The sequence below is a fragment of the Herbaspirillum lusitanum genome (genome assembly GCF_026127345.1).
Taxonomy (GTDB): domain Bacteria; phylum Pseudomonadota; class Gammaproteobacteria; order Burkholderiales; family Burkholderiaceae_D; genus Herbaspirillum; species Herbaspirillum lusitanum.
Genome location: NZ_QXFG01000002.1, coordinates 137704 through 157828, shown reverse-complemented (window position 1 = coordinate 157828; position 20125 = coordinate 137704). Strand labels below are relative to the sequence as shown.

Below are 20125 nucleotides of genomic sequence, written 5' to 3'. Positions count from 1 at the left end.
GATTTGCGCCAGACAAGAAGCCAGACTGCGGCGTAACGGGGCGCGGCATTGCATTTCCACTCCTCTGCGCATGACCAGCCAGAAAGCCTCATCCTGCCTGATGTAGCGCTATCGCCTTCCGTCCTGCTCATATTTGCATAAACGCCCGCTTTTTATCGATCATTCCGTCCGCAAGACGGCTCAACGCGAGCGAAATCAAATCCGAAAACTGCAAAAAACTGCCTGATTCCCCATCAGACTGGAGAATCAGGCAAATATTCAACATCTTTCAGCAAACAGAAATTGCTGCGCTGCGCGCATAATCTCTTCACGCCAAAACATACGATTCCACACGATTCAAACTGTCCGTCGTTCCGCTTTCCGGTTCGACCATGCACGACAGCGCTTCACCGGACCGTCGATCACCGGCGCGCACATTCGCGCTGCCGCCTCGGCTCTTCATCAACCTTCCAGACACCATCGACCGACGTTTTTCGCTCTTTCCGGCGGAAAGACGCGCTGCTTTCTTCATTCTGCGGCGTACGGCCTCGTCAATGTCCGGCCAACCAGGGATTCAACATGCAAGCGATCACGCACGTGAAAACAGCGACGCGCCTGATACCGACATCAGGCGGGCCGCTGCATGGAAAACCGAATCGACTGAACTGCGTCTTAGAACACGCTTTCGGCGATGTTGTGCTGTTCGATGACGGCGCGGATGGTGTTGCTCTCCGGCTTGCTGGTGAAATGAGATTCCTTTGCGTCGGCCGCAATGCCCATCTGGCAGCCCTTTTGCAGCGGGCAGGTGGCGAACAGTTCGGCGACCCAGTCGACGAAGGCGCGCACCTTGGGCGACAAGTGGCGATTGTGCAGGTAGACCACGGAAATCGCCATCGGCACCGGCTTCCACTGCGACAGGATCTCGACCAGACGGCCGTCTTCAAGGAACGGCTGAATCATGTACAGCGGCGCCTGGACCAGGCCGAACCCCTGCAGCGCGCAGGCGACATAAGCATCGCCGTCGTTGACCGACAACTTGCCGGCCATCTTCACTTCCCTGGCGACGCCATCGACCATGAAGTCCCAGTCGATGGTGCGGCCGGTGCGGCTGGAAAAATAATGCACCGATTTGTGATTCTGCAAATCCTCGATGGTGTGCGGCATGCCGTGGCGCTCGAAGTACGTGGGCGAGCCGCAAGTCACCGCCTGGAAGGTGCCGATGCGTCGCGCCACCATGCTCGAATCCTGCAGGTCGCCGACGCGGATCACGCAGTCGACCGCCTCCTGCACCATGTCGACCGGACGGTCGCTCATGCCCATGACCAGTTCGATGTCCGGGTACTTGGCATAGAAGTCGCACAGGTTCGGCAGCAACAGCAGCCGGCCGATCGAGGCCGGCACGTCAATGCGCAGGCGCCCCTGCGGGCCGCGCGTGACATTGCGGAACGAAGCCTCGGTCTCGTCCACCTCGGCCAGGATGCGCACGCAGCGCTCATAGTAGGCCGCGCCGTCGGGCGTCAGGCTGATGCGGCGCGTGGTGCGGTTCAGCAGGCGCACCTGCAACAAACTCTCCAGGCCCTGGACAATGGTCGTCACCGTCGTGCGCGGCAAATTGAGATTGTCGGCGGCGCGCGTGAAGCTGTTGGCGTCGACCACGGCGCTGAAGACCTGCATTGCTTGAAATCTGTCCATTCGATTCTCCATGGCAACTATTTTGCCGTTGCGTTTGTACAAATCACGTCCCGCGATTGTTTTGCAACAGCGGTAAAAGCGTGTTTTTTACTGCCAATTTGCCATCTTTTGCTGCCATTGGCGGGCTTTCTGAAGCTTATTGTCGACTATCCGAAAACATTGGAAAACCGCATCGGTATTGGTCGTGCATCGATTTACCTCAAACTAATTCGAGTATTTTACGCCTATTGTTCGAGCTCGGCGAACAGTGTTGTTGGATTTGCCTGCTTTATCCGTTCGCATGCTGTGGCGCACAATCCGCTTCAACTTAGCGAATCCGGCGTTAACCGCCGCCCAAATATCATGGAAGTCGAACAAGCTTCAACCGTCACCAACTTCACCGTCCCCGGTCCGATCGGCGCGATTCCCGTGCGCCTGTATCAACCGCAAGGCCGCGTGAAAAGCGGCGACCTGCAGGCGCTGGTGCTGTACTTCCACGGCGGCGGTTTCGTCTCCGGCGGCTTGGACGACGCCGACCTGCAAGCCCGCTACATCGCACAGCACAGCCGTGCCGTAGTGCTGTCAGTGGCCTACGCGCTGGCGCCGGCCAAGCCGTTCCCGGCCGCGCCGGAAGACGCCTACGCCGCCGCCTGCTGGGCCGTCAAGAATGCCGGCATGCTGCACATCGATCCGCACCAGATCGCCGTCGCCGGCGACGACGCCGGCGGCAACCTGGCGGCCAGCCTGACCATGATCACGCGCGATCGCTGCTCGGCGCCGTTCGTCGCGCAGGTGCTGATCAGCCCCATGCTCGATCCCAGCATGACCTTGCTGGGCGACGCCAAGCGCCTGAACTCGGACATGACCGCCGAAGCTTGCGCGCTGCGCTATCGCCAGTACCTGCCGCAGACCATGCAACGCCTGCACCCGTATGCCGCGCCGCTGGAAGCCAGCCGCCTGGCCGGATTGCCGCCGGCGTACATCGCCACGGCCGGCTGCGACGTACTGCACACCGAAGCGGAAAAATACGCCGCCTCGCTGATCCACGCCGGCGTGCATACACAGGTCGCGCGCTTCGCCGGCATCACGCACGATGCGCTGCGCAGCCATATTCCCTTGCTTAAAGAAATCGTCGAATTCCTGCGTCGTCGCTTCAGTGCTATCGCAGGCCCAACAAACCCTGCTTTCCAATTCCAACCGTCTTAATGAGGTCCATCATGTCCAGCAAAATCACATTGCGTCATCGCTACACCGTCACGGCAGCCGTGTTCGCCGTCATCGCCATCGCCGTCGCCGGCACCCTGTCCGCCATCGGCGTCGACTCCACCGCCAACGCGCAGCAAGCGCCGCAAGCGGCCGGCGTCGATGTCGCCGAAGTCGTCAGCAAACAGATCACCGACTGGCAGCAATATTCCGGTCGCCTCGAAGCGGTTGACCGCGTCGAGATCCGTCCGCTGGTATCCGGCACCCTCACCGCCGTGCACTTCAAGGACGGCGCGATGGTCAAGAAGGGCGACGTGCTGTTTACCATCGACCCGCGTCCTTACGCCGCTGAAGTCGCCCGCGCGCAAGCGCAACTGGCCGGCGCCGAAGCCCGTGCCGCCTACACCGCCTCGGATGTAGCGCGCGGTCAACGCCTGCTGGGCGACAACGCCATCGCCAAGCGCGACTATGAAGAAAAGCAAAACGCTTCCCGCGAAGCCGCCGCCAACGTGCAAGCCGCGCAAGCCGCTCTGCGTTCGGCCAGGCTGAACCTGGAATACACGCAAATCGTCGCACCGGTTTCCGGTCGCATGTCGCGCGCCGAAGTCACCGTCGGCAACATCGTCTCGGTCGGTTCCGCGACACCGGCACTGTCGACACTGGTGTCGATGTCGAAGATCTACGCGTCCTTCGACGTCGATGAACAGAGCTTCCTGAAGTACGTCAATCCGGCACGCGCCAAGGGCACCTCGGTCGCGGTATTCATGGGCCTGGCCAATGAAGACGCTTACTCGCGCGAAGGCAAGGTCGGTTCGATCGACAACCGTATCGACACCTCCTCCGGCACCATCCGCGTGCGCGCCGTCTTCGACAACGCCGACGGCCAGTTGCTGCCGGGCCTGTATGCGCGCATTCGCCTCGGCGGCGGCGCACCGCGGGATGCTTTGCTGGTTGATGAAAAAGCGCTCGGCACCGATCAGGACAAGCGCTTCGTGCTGGTGCTCGACAAGGACAACCACGCTACCTACCGTGAAGTCCGCGTCGGCGCCAACCAGGACGGCCTGCGTGTCATCGAAAGCGGCCTGAAGTCGGGCGAACGCGTCGTCGTCAACGGCCTCCAACGCGTCCGTCCGGGCGACACCGTAGCGCCGAACCTGGTGCCGATGGTGAAGGTTGCCGGCGCTGGCGGTACCGCACCGGCGGCCAAGGCCGATAAAAAAGCTTAACAAGATCGATCCAGAAGATCCGCATCAAATTATTAACGGGGAACTCCCATGAACATTTCTAAATTCTTTATCGACCGCCCGATTTTTGCGGGCGTGCTGTCGATACTGCTGCTGCTGGCCGGGGTGTTGGCCATGTTCCAGCTGCCCATTTCCGAATATCCGGAAGTGGTGCCGCCATCGGTCGTGGTGCGCGCGTCGTATCCGGGCGCCAATCCGAAGGTCATCGCCGAAACCGTGGCTTCGCCGCTGGAAGAGCAGATCAACGGCGTGGAAAACATGCTGTACATGCAGTCGCAGGCCAACAGCGACGGCAACCTGACCATCACGGTCAACTTCCGTCTCGGCGTCGACCCGGACAAGGCCCAGCAACTGGTGCAGAACCGTGTTGCGCAAGCCTTGCCGCGTCTGCCTGAAGACGTGCAACGTCTGGGCGTGACAACAATCAAGAGCTCGCCGACGCTGACCATGGTGGTCCACCTGATCTCGCCGGACAACCGTTACGACACCACCTACCTGCGCAACTACGCGGTGCTGAACGTGAAAGACCGTCTGGCGCGCATCCAGGGCGTCGGTGAAGTCGGCCTGTTCGGTTCAGGCAACTACTCCATGCGCGTCTGGCTGGATCCGAACAAGGTCTCGCAGCGCGGCCTGACCGCCAGCGACGTCATCAAGTCGATCCGTGAACAGAACGTGCAGGTTGCCGCCGGTGTGATCGGCGCCTCGCCAAGCTCGCCCGACGTGCCGGTGCAATTGTCCGTCAATGCGCAAGGCCGCCTGAAGAGTGAAGAAGAGTTCCGCGAAATCATCCTCAAGAGCGATGCCGGCGGCGCCATCACCAAGCTGGGCGACGTCGCCCGCGTCGAGCTGGCCGCGTCCGAATACGGTCTGCGCGCGCTGCTGGACAACAAGCCTGCGGTGGCGATCCCGATCTTCCAGGCGCCTGGCGCCAATGCGCTGGACGTGTCGACGCAAGTGCGCGCCGCGATGAAGGACCTGTCGAAAGACTTCCCGTCGTCGGTCGAGTACAAGATCGTGTATGACCCGACCCAGTTCGTGCGTGCCAGTATCGAAGCCGTGGTGCATACCCTGCTCGAAGCGATTGCGCTGGTCGTGATCGTGGTGATCATCTTCCTGCAAACCTGGCGTGCCTCGATCATCCCGCTGCTGGCCGTGCCGGTGTCGATTGTCGGTACTTTCTCGCTGATGCTGGGCTTCGGTTATTCCATCAACGCACTGTCGCTGTTCGGCATGGTGCTCGCCATCGGGATTGTGGTCGACGATGCCATTGTGGTGGTGGAGAACGTCGAACGGAACATCAGCGCCGGGCTGACGCCGCGTGAAGCGACTTACCGCGCCATGCAGGAAGTGTCCGGTCCGATCATTGCGATTGCGCTGACACTGGTGGCGGTGTTCGTCCCGCTGGCCTTCATGACGGGCCTGACCGGTCAGTTCTACAAACAGTTTGCGATGACGATTGCGATTTCGACCGTGATCTCGGCATTCAATTCGCTGACACTGTCGCCAGCGCTGGCTGCCATGCTGCTCAAGGGCCACGGCGCCAAGCCGGACTGGCTGACGCGTCAGATGGACCGCTTCCTCGGTGGTTTCTTCGTCCGCTTCAACCGCTTCTTCAACCGCGCTTCCGAAGGCTACAGCAAGGGCGTGACGGGCGTAATCTCGCGCAAGGCTTCCGCGATGGGCGTGTACGCCCTGCTGCTGGCGGCCACCGTGGGCATCGCCTACATCGTGCCGGGCGGCTTCGTGCCGGGCCAGGACAAGCAATACCTGGTGGCCTTCGCGCAATTGCCTAACGGCGCGTCGATCGATCGCAGTGAAGACGTGATGCGCAAGATGAGCGACATCATGCTGAAGGAACCGGGCGTGGACAGCGCGATCGCCTTCCCTGGCTTGTCGATCAACGGCTTCACCAACAGTTCGTCCGCCGGTATCGTCTTCGTCGGCCTGAAGCCATTCGAAGAACGCAAGAGCAAGGAACTGTCGGGCACCGCCATCGCCATGTCGCTGAACAAGAAATTCGGCGGCATCAAGGAAGCCTTCACGGCCGTGTTCCCACCGCCGCCAGTGATGGGCCTGGGTACGCTGGGCGGCTTCAAGATGCAGATCGAAGATCACGGCGCGGTCGGTTACGCTGAACTCGATGCCGCGGCACAAGCCTTCATGCAGGCGGCCAAGAAAGAACCTGCACTGGGTCCGATGTTCTCGAGCTACCAAATCAACGTGCCGCAACTGGACGTCGACCTCGACCGCGTAAAAGCCAAGCAGCTCGGCATTCCCGTGACCGACGTGTTCAACACCATGCAAATCTATCTGGGTTCGCTGTACGTCAACGACTTCAACCGTTTCGGCCGCGTGTATCAGGTGCGTGCCCAGGCTGATGCGCAGTTCCGCGCCAAGGCCGACGACATCGGCCAGCTCAAGACCCGCAATGCGGCAGGCGACATGGTGCCGTTGTCTTCGGTGGTCAAGGTCAAGCAGACCTTCGGTCCTGAAATGGTGGTGCGTTACAACGGCTTCACCGCTGCCGACATCAACGGCGGCCCGGCTCCCGGCTACTCGTCGGATCAGGCCGAGAAAGCAGCTGAACGCGTTGCCAAAGCGACCCTGCCACGCGGCGTGCGCTTTGAATGGACCGACCTGACATACCAGAAGATCCTGGCAGGCAATGCCGGCGTGTGGGTGTTCCCGATCAGCGTGCTGCTGGTGTTCCTGGTGCTGGCTGCGCTGTATGAAAGCCTGACCCTGCCGCTGGCCGTGATCCTGATCGTGCCGATGAGCATCCTGGCGGCGCTGACCGGTGTCTGGCTGACCAAGGGCGACAACAACATCTTCACCCAGATCGGCCTGATGGTGCTGGTGGGCCTGTCGGCGAAGAACGCGATTCTGATCGTGGAATTCGCCCGCGAACTGGAACTGCAAGGCAGCACCGTGATCCGCGCCGCCATCGACGCCAGCCGTCTGCGTCTGCGTCCGATCCTGATGACCTCGATCGCGTTCATCATGGGCGTGGTGCCGCTGGTGACGTCGTCGGGCGCCGGTTCGGAAATGCGCCATGCGATGGGTATCGCGGTGTTCTTCGGCATGCTGGGCGTGACGCTGTTCGGCCTGTTCCTGACACCGGTGTTCTATGTGCTGCTGCGTAGCATCGGCGGCGGCAAGAAACTGCACTCCGCACACAAGCATGAAGCGCCGCTGACTGCGGGGTCGCATGTGGACCAGCATGCTGCTCCAGCTGACTCGCACGATGGTCGTTAATCGCGGCCGATGAGCAAAGGAAAAATAACATGAACGCACTATCAATCAATAACCTCGGAGGCCTGGGCGGCAAGCTGCTCAAGCCGCTCCGGATCAGTTCCGCTCTGCTGGCGGCAATGCTGGTGCTGGCAGGCTGCTCGCTGGCGCCGACTTACGAACGTCCGGCGGTGAACACTTCGGTCGCCTACAAGGAAGCCGCCGACGAATCTGCCAACGCCAAGGCAGCTTCCGACTGGAAGACCGCGCAACCGGCGGAAGACCTGGCCCGCGGCGAATGGTGGAAGATCTTCAACGACGAAGGCCTCAACGCCCTGGAAGTCCAGGCGCTGGAAGCCAATCAGAACCTGAAGGCTGCCGCCGCCCGCCTGAGCCAGTCGCGCGCATTGCGCCAGGACGCCCGCTCCGGCCTGTTCCCGCAAGTCAACGCCGGCTTCGGCGCGACCCGTCAACGTCCGTCGCCGGCCTCACAAGGTCTGGCGCCGGACGCCAACACCACGCCGAACACCCTCTGGCGTGCACAGTTGGGCGTGTCGTATGAAGCCGACCTGTTCGGTCGCGTCGCCTCCACCGTGGATGCGGCCACCGCCGATGCACAACGCAGCGAAGCGCTGTTCCATTCGGTGCGCCTGGCGCTGCAAGCCGACGTCGCCCAGCAATACTTCCTGCTGCGCGAACTCGATGCCGAGCAAGAGCTGTACAGCGGCACCGTCGATCTGCGCACGCAATCGCTGAAGCTGGTGCAACGCCGTTTCGATGAAGGCGACATCAGCGAAGTCGACGTCGCCCGCGCCAAATCGGAACTGGCTTCCGCGCAATCGGAGTCCTTCGGCATCGCCCGTCAGCGCGCCAATGCAGAACATGCGCTGGCGATCCTGCTGGGCAAGACGCCGGCCGAGTTCGACTTCAAGCCGCAACCGCTGCAACGTTTGTCGATCACGATTCCGGCCGGCCTGCCGTCCGACCTGCTGGAACGCCGTCCCGACATCGCCGCTGCCGAACGCGCCATGGCGGCTGCCAATGCCCGTGTCGGCGTAGCCCGTTCGGCCTGGTTCCCGCGTCTGGATCTGACCGGCGGTCTCGGTTATGAATCGGCCAAGCTGGGCGACCTGTTCAACTGGTCCAGCCGCACCTTCCTGCTGGGTCCGCTGGTGGGCACTGCGCTGACCTTGCCGATCTTCGACGGCGGCCGCCGTGAAGCCGGCGTCAACCGCGCCCGCGCTGCGTATGAAGAAGATGTCGCCAACTATCGCCAGACCGTCCTCACGGCGTTCCAGGAAGTCGAAGACAACCTCGCCAGCCTGCGCATCCTGGGCGACCAGACCCGCGCGCAGGATGACGCGGTGTCGGCATCGAACCGCGCCGCCAGGCTGTCGCATGTGCAATACCGCGAAGGCTCGGTCAGCTACTTCAACGTGATCGATGCCGATCGCACCGTGCTGCAACAACAGCGTGCTGCAGTCCAGCTCGACGGCGAACGCGCCCGCTCGACCGTCAACCTGATCCGCGCACTCGGCGGCGGCTGGCATGGTCCGTCGGCGCCGACCGCAGCACAGGTCAACCCGCAGACAAAGAACGACGCTGCCGGCAACAAGATGTAAGTACGTAAGGGCGGTCCACTGCCATTGACACCGTGGATCGCCATGAGGTGTTTCGTCCCCTTGCCGACCGGAGCGGTTGCCCATGCCGAGCTGGTCGGCTTTTTTATTCCCTGCGGCGCTTTTGTGTTGTCCCTGCGTTGTCGTTACATTGTCTTTATGATGGACAGCATCAAGCAGCCGTTGTTGTTCCCTGTTGCCGTTAAAAAATGGCAGGCGTCGTGAACGTCGCCAATCATTTCATTCATTCCAGGAGTCATCATGTCGCTCACCATGCATCAGATTTCCATTCCCGTCTTCATCCGCGCGCTGAACAATCTGTCGACCTTGCTCAACAAGGCCGCCGCTCACGCCGAAGAGAACAAGCTCGATCCGGACACCCTCCTGACCGCGCGCCTGTTTGAAGACATGTATCCGCTTGCCGGCCAGATCCAGCGCGCCAGCGACGCCGCCAAGTTCGGCGCCTCGCGCCTGTCGGCGATCCAGCCGCCCAGCTTCGCCGACGAAGAAACAACCTTCCCGCAACTGCAGGAACGCATCGCCAGGACCATCGCCTTCCTCGAGACCGTGACGCCGGAACAGCTCGACGGCAGCGCAGAACGCGAAATCGTCATCAAGCTGCGCGGCAACGAGACCAGGTTCACCGGCCAGGCTTACCTGCTGACGTTTGCGCTGCCGAATTTCTTGTTCCACGTCACCACCGCTTACGACATCCTGCGTCACAAGGGCGTGAAGATCGGCAAGATGGATTACCTCGGTTTCTGATCGATACGCAGAACCAGTTTCATCAGTCTGAACAAGGAGCCGGCACATGCCGGCTCTTTTACATTGCGGCAGCGATTGCCACGCCCGGAAAATGGGCCTATGACATGTAGGGATATGGCTTCGCGGTTTTCCTCTAAAATCGACATCCTTCGTGCGCCTGCACCATCGCGGTCCAGGCCTTGCAAATTTTGCAAGCGATAGCGCCACCCATACGGCAGCCTCCCAGTCCATTCCGGCCCTTGCGCCGGCCATGTGATCCACAACCGGAGAGAACCATGCCATACAACCTTCCCGCCCTGCCTTACGCCTACGACGCGCTGGAGCCGCACATCGATGCACAGACCATGGAAATCCACCACGCCAAACATCACCAGACCTACATCAACAACCTCAACGCCGCCGTCGCCGGCACCGAGTGGGAAAAACTCAGCGTCGAAGAACTGGTGACGCGCGTCAAGGAGGTCCCCGACAACCTCAAGGCCGCCGTGATCAACCAGGGCGGCGGCCACGCCAACCACTCGCTGTTCTGGCTGGTCATGTCGCCGGACGGCGGCGGCAAACCCGAAGGCACACTGGCAGCCGCCATCGATGCCGAACTGGGCGGCTTCGACGTCTTCAAGGAAGCCTTCACCAAGGCCGCGATCTCACGCTTCGGCAGCGGCTGGGCCTGGCTCAGCGTCACGCCGCAAAAGAAGCTGATCGTCGAAAGCAGCGGCAACCAGGACAGTCCGCTGATGAACGGCAACACGCCGATTCTCGGCCTCGACGTGTGGGAACACGCCTATTACCTGCGCTACCAGAACCGCCGCCCGGAATATATCGGCGCCTTCTACAACGTCGTCAACTGGCCGGAAGTCGCGCGCCGCCATGCAGCAGCCTTGCAATAAGACAGCCGGGTTCACGAAGGAAAGGAGGACCGCTACATGACCATGCACATTCAGGATGTCGCGCTGCTGGAACAGGAGCAACGCGCCATGGTCTCGCACCTGGCGCGGGTACAGCGTCGCTGCAGCGCCGTGATCCAGGAGCAGGCCGCCGAAATCGCCTCACTCAAGGCGCAGACCATGCGCCTGCGCGCGGCCGTGATCGCGCGCGACTCGGCGGTGGCCTGGGCGTATGAAGACCGTGCTGCGCTGGAGGCGGCGATCCCCGACCTGCCGCAACGCGCGACGCTGGCGCGGCGGGTGAAGGAACTGAGCAAACGCCTGGAGGAGTTGATGCGGGAGAAATTGCTGCCGGTGTATGCCCCCGCGATTTCTTCGACGATGACCGGCGAACGGAAGAAGAGGGAATCAGCGGAGTCGGCGGAATCGGGCGAACTCTCAGGACTGGAAGCCGCCATCGTGGCGGCCGACCTGGTGATCTGCCAGACCGGCTGCCTGAGTCACGGCGCCTACTGGCGCGTGCAGGACCACTGCAAGCGCACCGGCAAGACCTGCATGCTGGTGGAACAACCGGCCAGCGTACGCATCGTGCGCATTCACCAGGACGGTGATGGCGGCAGCAGCAGCGGCAGCGCGCTGGAACAGCACGCCCCTGCGGATCTCATCCCCAAAGATTAACGACGCGCGCCGGCCATTTCCGGCTCGCCGACATCCATGCCCACACGCTGCAGCAATTGATGGCTGCGGCGTGACAACTGCGCCAGACGCAGGTGTTTTCCGGCGCGGGTGTAGCGCTCGGACAGCGCTTCCAACGCAGCGATGGCCGAATGATCGGCCAGATGCAGATGGCGGCAATCGACTACCACCCGTTGCGGATCCTGCGCCGGATCGAACAGCTCCTGGAAATGCGCGGTCGATGCGAAGAACAGCGTGCCATGCGGGACGTAGGTTTTTTCGCCATCACCGGAATCCTGCACCTCGGCGCGAATCTCGCGCGCATGCTGCCAGGCGAAATTGAGCGCCGCAATCACGATGCCGCACAGCACCGCCACCGCCAGATCCGTAAATACCGTAATCACCGTGACCGCGACGATCACCAGCGCATCGTTGCGCGGCACCTTGCCGAGCACGCGCAGCGAACCCCAGGCAAAGGTCTGCTGCGCCACCACGAACATCACGCCCACCAGCGCGGCCAGCGGAATACGCTCGATCAGCGGCGACAGGAACAGGATGAACAACAAAATCATCACGCCGCTGACCACGCCCGACAGCCGTGAACGGCCGCCCGAGCTGAGATTGATCATGGTCTGGCCGATCATGGCGCAACCGCCCATGCCGCCGAACAGGCCCGACACCACATTGGCCGCGCCCAGCGCCAGGCATTCGCGATTGGCCTGGCCGCGCGTCTCGGTGATTTCATCGGTCAGATTGAGCGTCAGCAGCGTTTCCAGCAAACCGACGATGGCCATCAGCACCGCGTACGGCGCAACGATGCGCAAGGTCTCCAGCGTCAGCGGCACCTCGGGAAAATGCCACATCGGCAGGCCGCCCGCAATGTGCGCCATGTCGCCCAGCGTACGCGTGGGCAAACCGGTCGCCTGGCTCAGCACGGCTACGCCGACGATCGCCGCCAGCGCCGGCGGGATCGCGCGCGTCAGGCGCGGCAACAGGTAAACAATCAGCATCGTCACCGCCACCAGCGCCGCCATGATCAGCAGCGGCGCGCCGTGCAGCCAGTGCGTGCCGCTCGCGTCGGTCTGTTTGAAATGTTCGAACTGCGCCATCGCGATCACGATCGCCAGGCCGTTGACGAAACCCAGCATCACCGGATGCGGCACCATGCGGATCAGCTTGCCCAGCCGCAGTGCGCCGAACAGCAGCATCAGCACGCCGCTGAGCACCACCGTCAACAGGAAGTATTGGGCGCCGTGCTGCGCCACCAGCGCCACGATCACCACCGCCATCGAACCGGCCGCGCCGGAAATCATGCCCGGCCGACCGCCGAACAGCGCAGTGATGGTGCAGATGAAGAAGGCGCCGTACAAGCCCATCAGCGGGTTGATCTGGGCCACGAGTGCGAACGCGATGCACTCGGGCACCAGCGCAAACGACGACGTCAGGCCGGCCAGCACATTGGCTTTGCCGTGCGAGAACCATTCGTCGCGAAAGGAAGTTGTATTCATTGGTCGTTATCCATAATCCGATGCCGGCGCGCACTTCGGTGTCCATGCAATATGCACACCAGCAACTGGAGAAACAGCGATGACGACCTGCAGGAAAGACGACGCCGGATAAAACGATGGGCGGCTTCAGGGAAATGGAGATGTCAGATTGTTGCGCAGAAGGCAAGGTGCAAACCGGACCGGCGCCCGCGAAATGCGGCGCCGATCCGCGCATTTTACCGCATCCGCGCCTTGCTCCGGCCTCACGCCAGCCGCGTCAGCGCAGGCGCAAGCGATTGCGAACCCAACGACGCCGCCGGACGCGCCCCATGATCGAGCGAAAACACGCTCACCAGTTGCGCCAGCGAAGCCGCCTGCGTCTGCATGGAAGACGCCGCCGCTGCGGCCTCTTCCACCAGCGCGGCGTTCTGCTGGGTCATTTCATCCATCTGGCTGATGGCGTGGTTGACCTGCTCGATGCCGGACGCTTGTTCGCGGCTGGCCAGGCTGATCTCGCCGACGATCTCCGCCACTTTGCGCACGCTGCCCACCACGCGCTCCATGGTGGCGCCGGCCTGCTCCACCAGCACGCCGCCTTCGCCGACCGTCCTGACCGAGTCGTCGATCAGCAACTTGATCTCTTTTGCGGCGGTGGCGCTGCGTTGCGCCAGGCTGCGCACTTCGCTTGCCACGACGGCAAAGCCGCGGCCCTGCTCACCCGCACGCGCGGCTTCAACGGCGGCGTTGAGGGCCAGGATATTGGTCTGGAAGGCAATCCCGTCGATCACGCTGATGATATCGACGATCTTGCGCGACGAGCCGTTGATGGCGCTCATGGTCGCCACCACGCGACCGACCACTTCACCGCCCTCGACCGCGATGCCGGACGCTGCCGCAGCCAGACGGCTGGCCGTGTCGGCGTTGTCGGCATTCTGGCGCACGGTGGAGATCAGTTCTTCCATCGCCGATGCGGTCTCTTCGAGGGCGCTGGCCTGCTGCTCGGTGCGCGCCGACAGATCGTGGTTGCCGACACTGATCTCGGCGGACGCCACCGCAATCGTATTGGTGCCTTGGCGCACATTGCTGACGATGTTGCGCAAGCTGCCGTTCATGTCGTTGAGGGACGACAGCAATTGCCCGACTTCATCAGCGCTCTTGCCATCGCCACCGCTGACTTGCGTGGTCAGATCGCCGGCAGCGACGCGGCGCGAAATCCCCAGCGCGGCATTGATCGGGCGCGTGATGCCCACGGTCAGATACCAGGCGCAGAAACATCCCAGCAACAGTGACAGCCCTTCCAGGATCAGCAGCAGGCGGCGGCTGCCGGCGGCGATGTCGTCGATCTGCTGCGTGGTCTTGTCGATGTCGCGCTGTTCCAGTTCCAGCAACTTGAGCATGGAGTCCTGATAGCTCCTGGCCAGCGGCACGAACTCCTGATCGAGCAGGCGATTGCCTTCCTCGACATTGCCGGCCGACTTCAGGTCGAGGATGCGATAGTGCGACGCCAGATAGACCTTGCGCCGTTCACCAATATTTTGGAACAGGGATTTTTCTTCATCACTGCTCAACAACTCGCCGACTTCCTTTTGCAGGCGCGTGGAGTTGTTGGTTGAGGCCTTGGCTTCATCGATGAAATATGTTTTCAAGGTGGGATCGGCGCTGCGCGAAATCGCGATCGTGCGCACGATGCCGGCGCGCAGGCTGCCGTACCAGCTCGAGATCAGGCGCTCCTTGCGGGCCGACTGCTCCACCATCGCACGCGTGACGTCCGACACCGCCTGCAGGCGCCAGATGCCGATGGCCGTGATGACGATGGACAACAGCATGATGGCGGCAAAGCCCAGTGTCAGCCGCTTGCCGATCTTCATTCTTCCCATGATGCGCATATTTCCCCCGATGAAGGTGACTGGCACGGCTGACTAGCGCGCGACGATGTGGCCCAGCCGCACCACGGTCACGCCAGGCCCGAGCTGGCGCAGCGACGGCATGACGATGACGCAGTTGTCGTACGGCGTGACGAATTCGCGTGCGCCTTCGCGGGCGATGACGGTGCCGGCCTTGGCGACGATTTCCATGCCGCGATAGTCTTCGGCAAATTCAAAATCGTAGGACGTCGCCACCACCGGCTCGGTCACGCGGATGAAGCGCTGCTGCGCCGGCGCAGTCGCCAGCATGAAGGCGCGCAAGTCGAGCTCGGCCATCACGCCGGTGGCGATCAGGAAGCGGCAGGCCGCATCCATCGCCACGTCCTTGCTGCGTGTGGAGAAGTGCTGGCCGGTCTCGATCAGCAAGGCATTCTTGGCGCTGCCTGGATCGCCGAAGCCGGCATAGTCGCGCATGCGCTTGCCGTTGGGATGACCGACGTCGATGATCACGTGTTCCGGCGCGCCGACCTCGGCGGAAAACTGAATACCTTTCTCGAGTGGACCGCTGACGATCAGCGGCGGCGCTTCTTCGTGCATGGAATGCAGGTCGAGCATGTAGTCGACCGTGTCGATGATGGGACGCAGCTGACGCGCGCGGCGTAGTTCGACACTGTCCTCGGCGCCGTCCAGGCGCGACGACGACCAGACACGGTTCATGTCTTCGTCAATGTAACGCGTCGCATCCGGGTTGCGTGCATCGAAGCGGCGATAGGCTTCGACGTTGGCGAAACCGAGCGTGATGCGTCCCTTCAACGGGCGCAGATCGGCCTGCAGCAGACGACCGACGGTGATGGCGCCGCTGACTTCATTGCCATGCATCAGCGCCATGATCATCACGTGCGGGCCGGCGACACCGCTGTCGATGCTGTGCACGTAGTCGATGCCGGTATTGCCGTGCTGCCATCTGGCGATGTCGGGAAATTCCACCTCGACCGGATAGTGTTTCAGTTGTGCGCGTACTTGTTCCAAGGTTTTCATGCGAGTGCTCCGGTGTCCAGGCTGACGATGTGAACGGATGCGCTGCTGCGCATCCGGCCTGAAGAATTGAAAATGAGTAAAAATAGGGAAATGAAGAAGGGGGTCCGCTTACGGCGTCGGATGGCGTCCCATGCGGCGGCCCAGCACGATCACTGCAACCAGGCTGATCAACGCGGTCGCCATGACGTAGAAGCTCGGCGCCATCTTGTTCTCCGTGGCGGCGATCATCCACGTCACGATCAAGGGCGAAAAGCCGCCGAACAAGGTCACCGAGAAGTTGTAGCTCAGGGCAAGGCCGGTGCCGCGCGTCTCCGTCGGGAAGATGTCCGACAGCATCGCCGGGATCGGCCCGAGACAGGCGGCGATCAGCACGCCCACGATGCCTTGCACCGCGATCAGCGTGGTCACGGTCGGCCAGGCGTTGAGCAGCATGAACAGCGGATACGAGGTCAGGCCGATCGATACCATGGCGATCGTCAGCACGCGGAAGCGGCCGTAGCGATCCGACAAGGTGCCGAACACCGGCGCCGTCAACATCAGCACCAGGCCGGTGATCAGCGCGCCGATGAAGGACGAGGTGGCGGGAATGTGCAATTGCTTGAGCGCATACGTCGGCATGTACAGCTTGTGCACGTAATTGAAGGCGGTAGCGCCGGCCACCACGCCGATGGCGAGCAGCAGCTTGACGCGGTCGCGCACCAGCACGAGCATCAGCGGCGATTTCTCCGCCTTGGCGACAGCTGCTTCGGCCGCGATCTTCTTGAACTCCGGTGTTTCATCGATCTGGCTGCGGATATAGAGACCGACCGGTCCCACCAGCAAGCCGAAGCAGAACGCCACGCGCCAGCCCCAGTCGTTGAGCTGCGCGTCCGTCAGGTTATAGCTGAGCAAGGCGCTGACGCCGGCCGCGAGCACCGTCGCCAGGCCTTGCGTCGACAACTGCCAGCTGGCGAAGAAGCCGCGTCGCCTGGCGTCGGCATGCTCCACCATGAAGGCGGTGGCGGCGCCGAATTCACCGCCCGTGGAAAAGCCTTGCAGCAGACGCGCCACGATGATGATCAGCGGCGAAGCGATGCCGATCTGCGCGTAGGTCGGTGCAAACGCGATCATCGCCGTGCCGACCATCATGATCAGGATCGATACGGTCAACGAGGCCTTGCGTCCGGCGCGGTCGGCATAGGAGCCGAGCACGATGGCGCCGAGCGGACGAATCACGAAGGAGATGCCGAAGGTGCCTACGCTGAGCAGCAGCGAAGTGGTCTCGTCCTGCGTCGGGAAGAACAGCTTGCCGATCACCACGGCGAAGTAACCGTAGATCAGCAGATCGTAAAATTCGAGCGCGTTGCCGATGCTGGCGGCGCAGATTTCCTTCCAGGGATTTTTGCGCTTGGCTGCCGTGGTTGCGGTGGCTGCGGACAGTGACGACGACTCGAATTCGGCTGACATGCGGTGACTCCCATTCTCTCTTGGCGCTACGCAGTGTTGCTGCCGGGGGCAGCCGTGTCTGCGTGCTTATTCTAGGTGGCTCGAATGCTGCGAGAGGTCTGGCGGGATGCTCGAAAATAGTGCGTGTTGTGCTCTATTGCACCCTATTTGTGAGCATCTTTCCAGACGAACCGACATGCGTTGCGAGAACTTTGACGGAGTATAGTGAGCGCGATTTTTTGCTTATTGCCGTTTCGGCACAGGCCTGTGCTTTTTGCTGCGGAGCGTGGCCGCAGCAAGCGGATCAACCCTCAGGAGCGGTCGATGGCATCCGAAGCGACGCCGTCCCAGATGGCATTGACCAGCGCATCGTCATTGCCGCGCACGCGGTACAAGGAAATGTCGAAGTTGACCCGCATCTCCGGTTCGCCGATGACCAGCAGGCGACGTTCGTTGACGTCTTCCTGCACCAGCCGCTGCGGCAACCAGGCGACGCCAACGCCGCGGCGGGCCATCTCGTGGATGGATTCGTAGGAGTCGGCTTCGTACACCATGCGCAGCGACACCTTCTTCGGCAAGCCGGCCAGATGCTTGGCCAGCACGCCGCGCAAGGTCAGCGATTGCGAAAAGCCCAGCCACGGTGTCGGGATCGCCGCATTGGCCGGCGCCAGCTTGAAGCGCGGCCGCCCCTTGGCGTCTGCGGCCACCACCGGCAGCAGGATTTCGCGCGCCAGCGTCAGCGATTCGTATCGCATCGGATCGATCAACAGGCGTGTGGTCGGGCTCGAATAGATCACCAGCAGATCGGCATCGCCGGCGCCCAGCCGCAAGATCACTTCCTGCGCGCCGCCGGTGCTGACCGACACCGGGAACGGACCGAAGCGCTGGTTGATGTTCTCGTACCAATCGGGGAAAAACGTGCGCGCCAGCGTGCGGCCGGTCGCCACGCGCAAGGTCTTCTCGGCCGGCCCGGAGCCGTCCTGCAATTGCGCCCGCGCGGCATACAGCACGTCGGTCGAATGCGTCGCCGCGTCGAGGAACAATTGCCCGGCCGCCGTCAGCGACACCGGATGCGTGCGCACCACCAGCTCGGCCCCCACCCATTGCTCCAGCGCCTTGATGCGGCGACCGAATGCCGGATGCGTGACGAAGCGGTTCTCCGCCGCGCGCGAAAAACTGCGCGTGCGCGCCAGTTCGATGAAGTCTTCCAGCCAGATCAGGTGCACCGTCTCACTCCTTGTTTTTTGCAGATTCTATCCGAGCGCAGCGTCGGCGGACGTCGGACGTCGGACACGCCTCTCCGTTCGAGGCAGGTTTCATGCCACGAACGGGGAAAGCGATTTCAGACGCGAGGAGAATTAAGGAACGAAACCCGGGATCTTGCTGTGATCGACGACGTCGATCTGGCTGGCCGGCATGAACTTGTCGGCGTATTGCTGGTAGACCTTGCTGCGCACGAAGACGTCGAACAGGTCCGGGTCGATGTGGTCGCGCAGGCGGAAGCCGCCGAGGATTTCGAGCGCCTCGCTGAGCGTGTTGCCCTTCTTGTACGGACGGTCGGCGGCAGTCAGCGCCTCGAAGATGTCGGCGATCGCCATCATGCGCGCCTGCGGCGACATCTGGTCGCGCGTGAGTCCCTTCGGATAACCCTTGCCGTCCATGCGCTCGTGGTGGCCGCCGGCGTATTCGGTGACGTTGCGCAATTGCTTCGGCCACGGCAGCGACTCCAGCATCTTGATGGTGACCACGATGTGGTTGTTGATGATCTGGCGTTCGGCGTCGTTCAGGGTGCCGGCGCGGATGCGCAGGTTGCCGGACTCGTCGGCGTTCAGCAGGTCCTGCATCTGGCCGTCCGGTCCACGCCATTGGCGCTTGGCGATTTCCAGCACGCGTTGCTGGTCGTCCGGCTTCATGCCCTCGCCGCCGACATTGCTCTTGCGCAGGAAATTGCGTTCGGCGTCGAGCGCCGCGCATTCACCTTGCAGGGCGGCGTCGAGTTCGGCGCTCTTCTGCGCCGTCAATGCCGCGCCGAGCGCGCATTTTTCTTTAAGCACGCGGATCTCGGCGTCGCGCTTGAGCACTTCATAGCGCGTGTCGACCAGGTGGATGCGATCGTAAATGGTTTGCAGCTTGGTCGACTTCTCGACGATGTGGTCGGGCGTGGTGATCTTGCCGCAGTCATGCAGCAGGCCGGCCACCCACAGCTCGCGGCGATCGCGCTCGGTCATCTGGAAATCCGCCAGCGGACCTTCGGTAGCCTGGTGCGAGGCTTCGGCCAGCATCATCGCCAGCTCCGGCACGTGTTCGCAATGGCGGCCGGTATGCGGCGACTTTTCATCGATGCCCATGTTGATGAGCTTGATGAAATGTTCGAACAGGTTTTCCAGCCGGTAGATCAGTTGCTGGTTGGTGATGGCGATGGCCGCCTGCGACGCCAGCGCTTCGATGAAGTATTGATCGGTCTCGGAAAACGGATGCGGCTTGCCGGTCGCCGGATCGATGGCGTTGACCAGTTGCAGCACGCCGACCAGTTCGCCTTCGTGGTCCTGCATCGGCACGGTCAGGAACGACTGCGAGTGATAACCGAATTTTTCGTCGAACATGCGCATGCCGGAGAAGTTGAAACCTTCGGCCTGATACACGTCGGGGATGTTGACCGACTTGCGCGTGTTGGCGGCGTAGGCGGCCACCGCGCTGAGGTTCTTGCTGCCGTCGGGGCTGGTCAGCTGGATGTTGGGGATGCTGATCTTCTGCGCGCTGCTGCCGCCCTGGTGCATGCCCAGCGTATCGTTGATCGAGATGTAGAACGCCAGGCTGTCTTCGTCTTCCACGGTGCGATAAAGCGTGCCGCCATCGGCCAGCGTGATGCTGCGCGCAGTCTGCAGGATGCGCTCGAGCAGCAGCGGGATATTGCGATTGGTACTCAGTTCGACACTGAGCTCGGTCAGCTTTTCCAGGCGGTGGGAAATATCGAGATGCTGGTTTTTCATGTTGTTCATCGGCTCAAGGAGACAGCTGGCCTGCATCGCATTGATCGAT

Annotated in this window: 15 protein-coding genes; 8 read left to right on the top strand and 7 right to left on the bottom strand. The window is 62.3% G+C overall.

The genetic code is table 11. The features are described 5' to 3' along the window. Positions 1 to 651: 651 nt before the first annotated feature. Positions 652 to 1671 carry a LysR family transcriptional regulator gene (locus DXT88_RS00945; RefSeq protein WP_029363435.1) on the bottom strand — a complete coding sequence of 340 codons (1020 nt, stop codon included), beginning with the start codon at positions 1669 to 1671 and terminating at the stop codon, positions 652 to 654. Positions 1672 to 2013: 342 nt separating this feature from the next. Here DXT88_RS00945 and DXT88_RS00940 point away from each other — a divergent pair, with 342 nt between their 5' ends. The 8 genes from DXT88_RS00940 to DXT88_RS00905 all read left to right on the top strand — a co-directional run bounded on the left by DXT88_RS00940 (position 2014) and on the right by DXT88_RS00905 (position 11274). After that, entirely contained in the window at positions 2014 to 2856 is an 843-nt protein-coding gene (locus tag DXT88_RS00940) for an alpha/beta hydrolase (RefSeq protein ID WP_016834217.1), read from the top strand. A gap of 11 nt (positions 2857 to 2867) precedes the next feature. Then, a complete protein-coding gene (locus DXT88_RS00935) occupies positions 2868 to 4079 on the top strand; it encodes an efflux RND transporter periplasmic adaptor subunit (protein WP_265211063.1) in 1212 nt (403 codons plus the stop codon). A 48-nt stretch (positions 4080 to 4127) separates the two neighbouring features. Further along, positions 4128 to 7352, top strand: coding sequence for an efflux RND transporter permease subunit (locus tag DXT88_RS00930; RefSeq protein ID WP_265211062.1), 3225 nt, complete (start codon positions 4128 to 4130; stop codon positions 7350 to 7352). Positions 7353 to 7381: 29 nt separating this feature from the next. Next, positions 7382 to 8950, top strand: a complete 1569-nt coding sequence (locus DXT88_RS00925; protein ID WP_321161086.1) for an efflux transporter outer membrane subunit — start codon at positions 7382 to 7384, stop codon at positions 8948 to 8950. Between the two features lie 42 nt (positions 8951 to 8992). Next, positions 8993 to 9172, top strand: coding sequence for a hypothetical protein (locus DXT88_RS00920; RefSeq protein WP_265211060.1), 180 nt, complete (start codon positions 8993 to 8995; stop codon positions 9170 to 9172). A 36-nt stretch (positions 9173 to 9208) separates the two neighbouring features. After that, on the top strand, positions 9209 to 9712 hold the full coding sequence (locus DXT88_RS00915) for a DUF1993 domain-containing protein (protein ID WP_265211058.1): 504 nt from the start codon (positions 9209 to 9211) through the stop codon (positions 9710 to 9712). Positions 9713 to 9987: 275 nt separating this feature from the next. Further along, entirely contained in the window at positions 9988 to 10599 is a 612-nt protein-coding gene (locus DXT88_RS00910; protein WP_265211056.1) for a superoxide dismutase, read from the top strand. A gap of 36 nt (positions 10600 to 10635) precedes the next feature. Then, positions 10636 to 11274 (top strand): DUF2325 domain-containing protein, encoded by a 639-nt coding sequence (locus DXT88_RS00905; protein WP_265211055.1) that lies wholly within the window; start codon positions 10636 to 10638, stop codon positions 11272 to 11274. Here DXT88_RS00905 and DXT88_RS00900 read toward each other — a convergent pair. From DXT88_RS00900 to DXT88_RS00875, 6 genes are all read right to left on the bottom strand, one after another. Further along, positions 11271 to 12779 (bottom strand): SulP family inorganic anion transporter, encoded by a 1509-nt coding sequence (locus DXT88_RS00900; protein ID WP_265211054.1) that lies wholly within the window; start codon positions 12777 to 12779, stop codon positions 11271 to 11273. The genes DXT88_RS00905 and DXT88_RS00900 overlap by 4 nt on opposite strands. A gap of 242 nt (positions 12780 to 13021) precedes the next feature. After that, positions 13022 to 14644, bottom strand: a complete 1623-nt coding sequence (locus tag DXT88_RS00895; RefSeq protein WP_265211052.1) for a methyl-accepting chemotaxis protein — start codon at positions 14642 to 14644, stop codon at positions 13022 to 13024. A gap of 33 nt (positions 14645 to 14677) precedes the next feature. Beyond that, positions 14678 to 15661, bottom strand: coding sequence for a M14 family metallopeptidase (locus DXT88_RS00890; protein ID WP_265211051.1), 984 nt, complete (start codon positions 15659 to 15661; stop codon positions 14678 to 14680). Positions 15662 to 15769: 108 nt separating this feature from the next. Further along, entirely contained in the window at positions 15770 to 17107 is a 1338-nt protein-coding gene (locus tag DXT88_RS00885; RefSeq protein ID WP_265211050.1) for an MFS transporter, read from the bottom strand. A 290-nt stretch (positions 17108 to 17397) separates the two neighbouring features. Further along, complete coding sequence (locus DXT88_RS00880; RefSeq protein ID WP_016834204.1) at positions 17398 to 18312, bottom strand: LysR family transcriptional regulator; 915 nt, start codon at positions 18310 to 18312, stop codon at positions 17398 to 17400. A 132-nt stretch (positions 18313 to 18444) separates the two neighbouring features. Then, on the bottom strand, positions 18445 to 20085 hold the full coding sequence (locus tag DXT88_RS00875) for a GAF and HD-GYP domain-containing protein (protein WP_407649249.1): 1641 nt from the start codon (positions 20083 to 20085) through the stop codon (positions 18445 to 18447). Between the last annotated feature and the right edge of the window lie 40 nt (positions 20086 to 20125).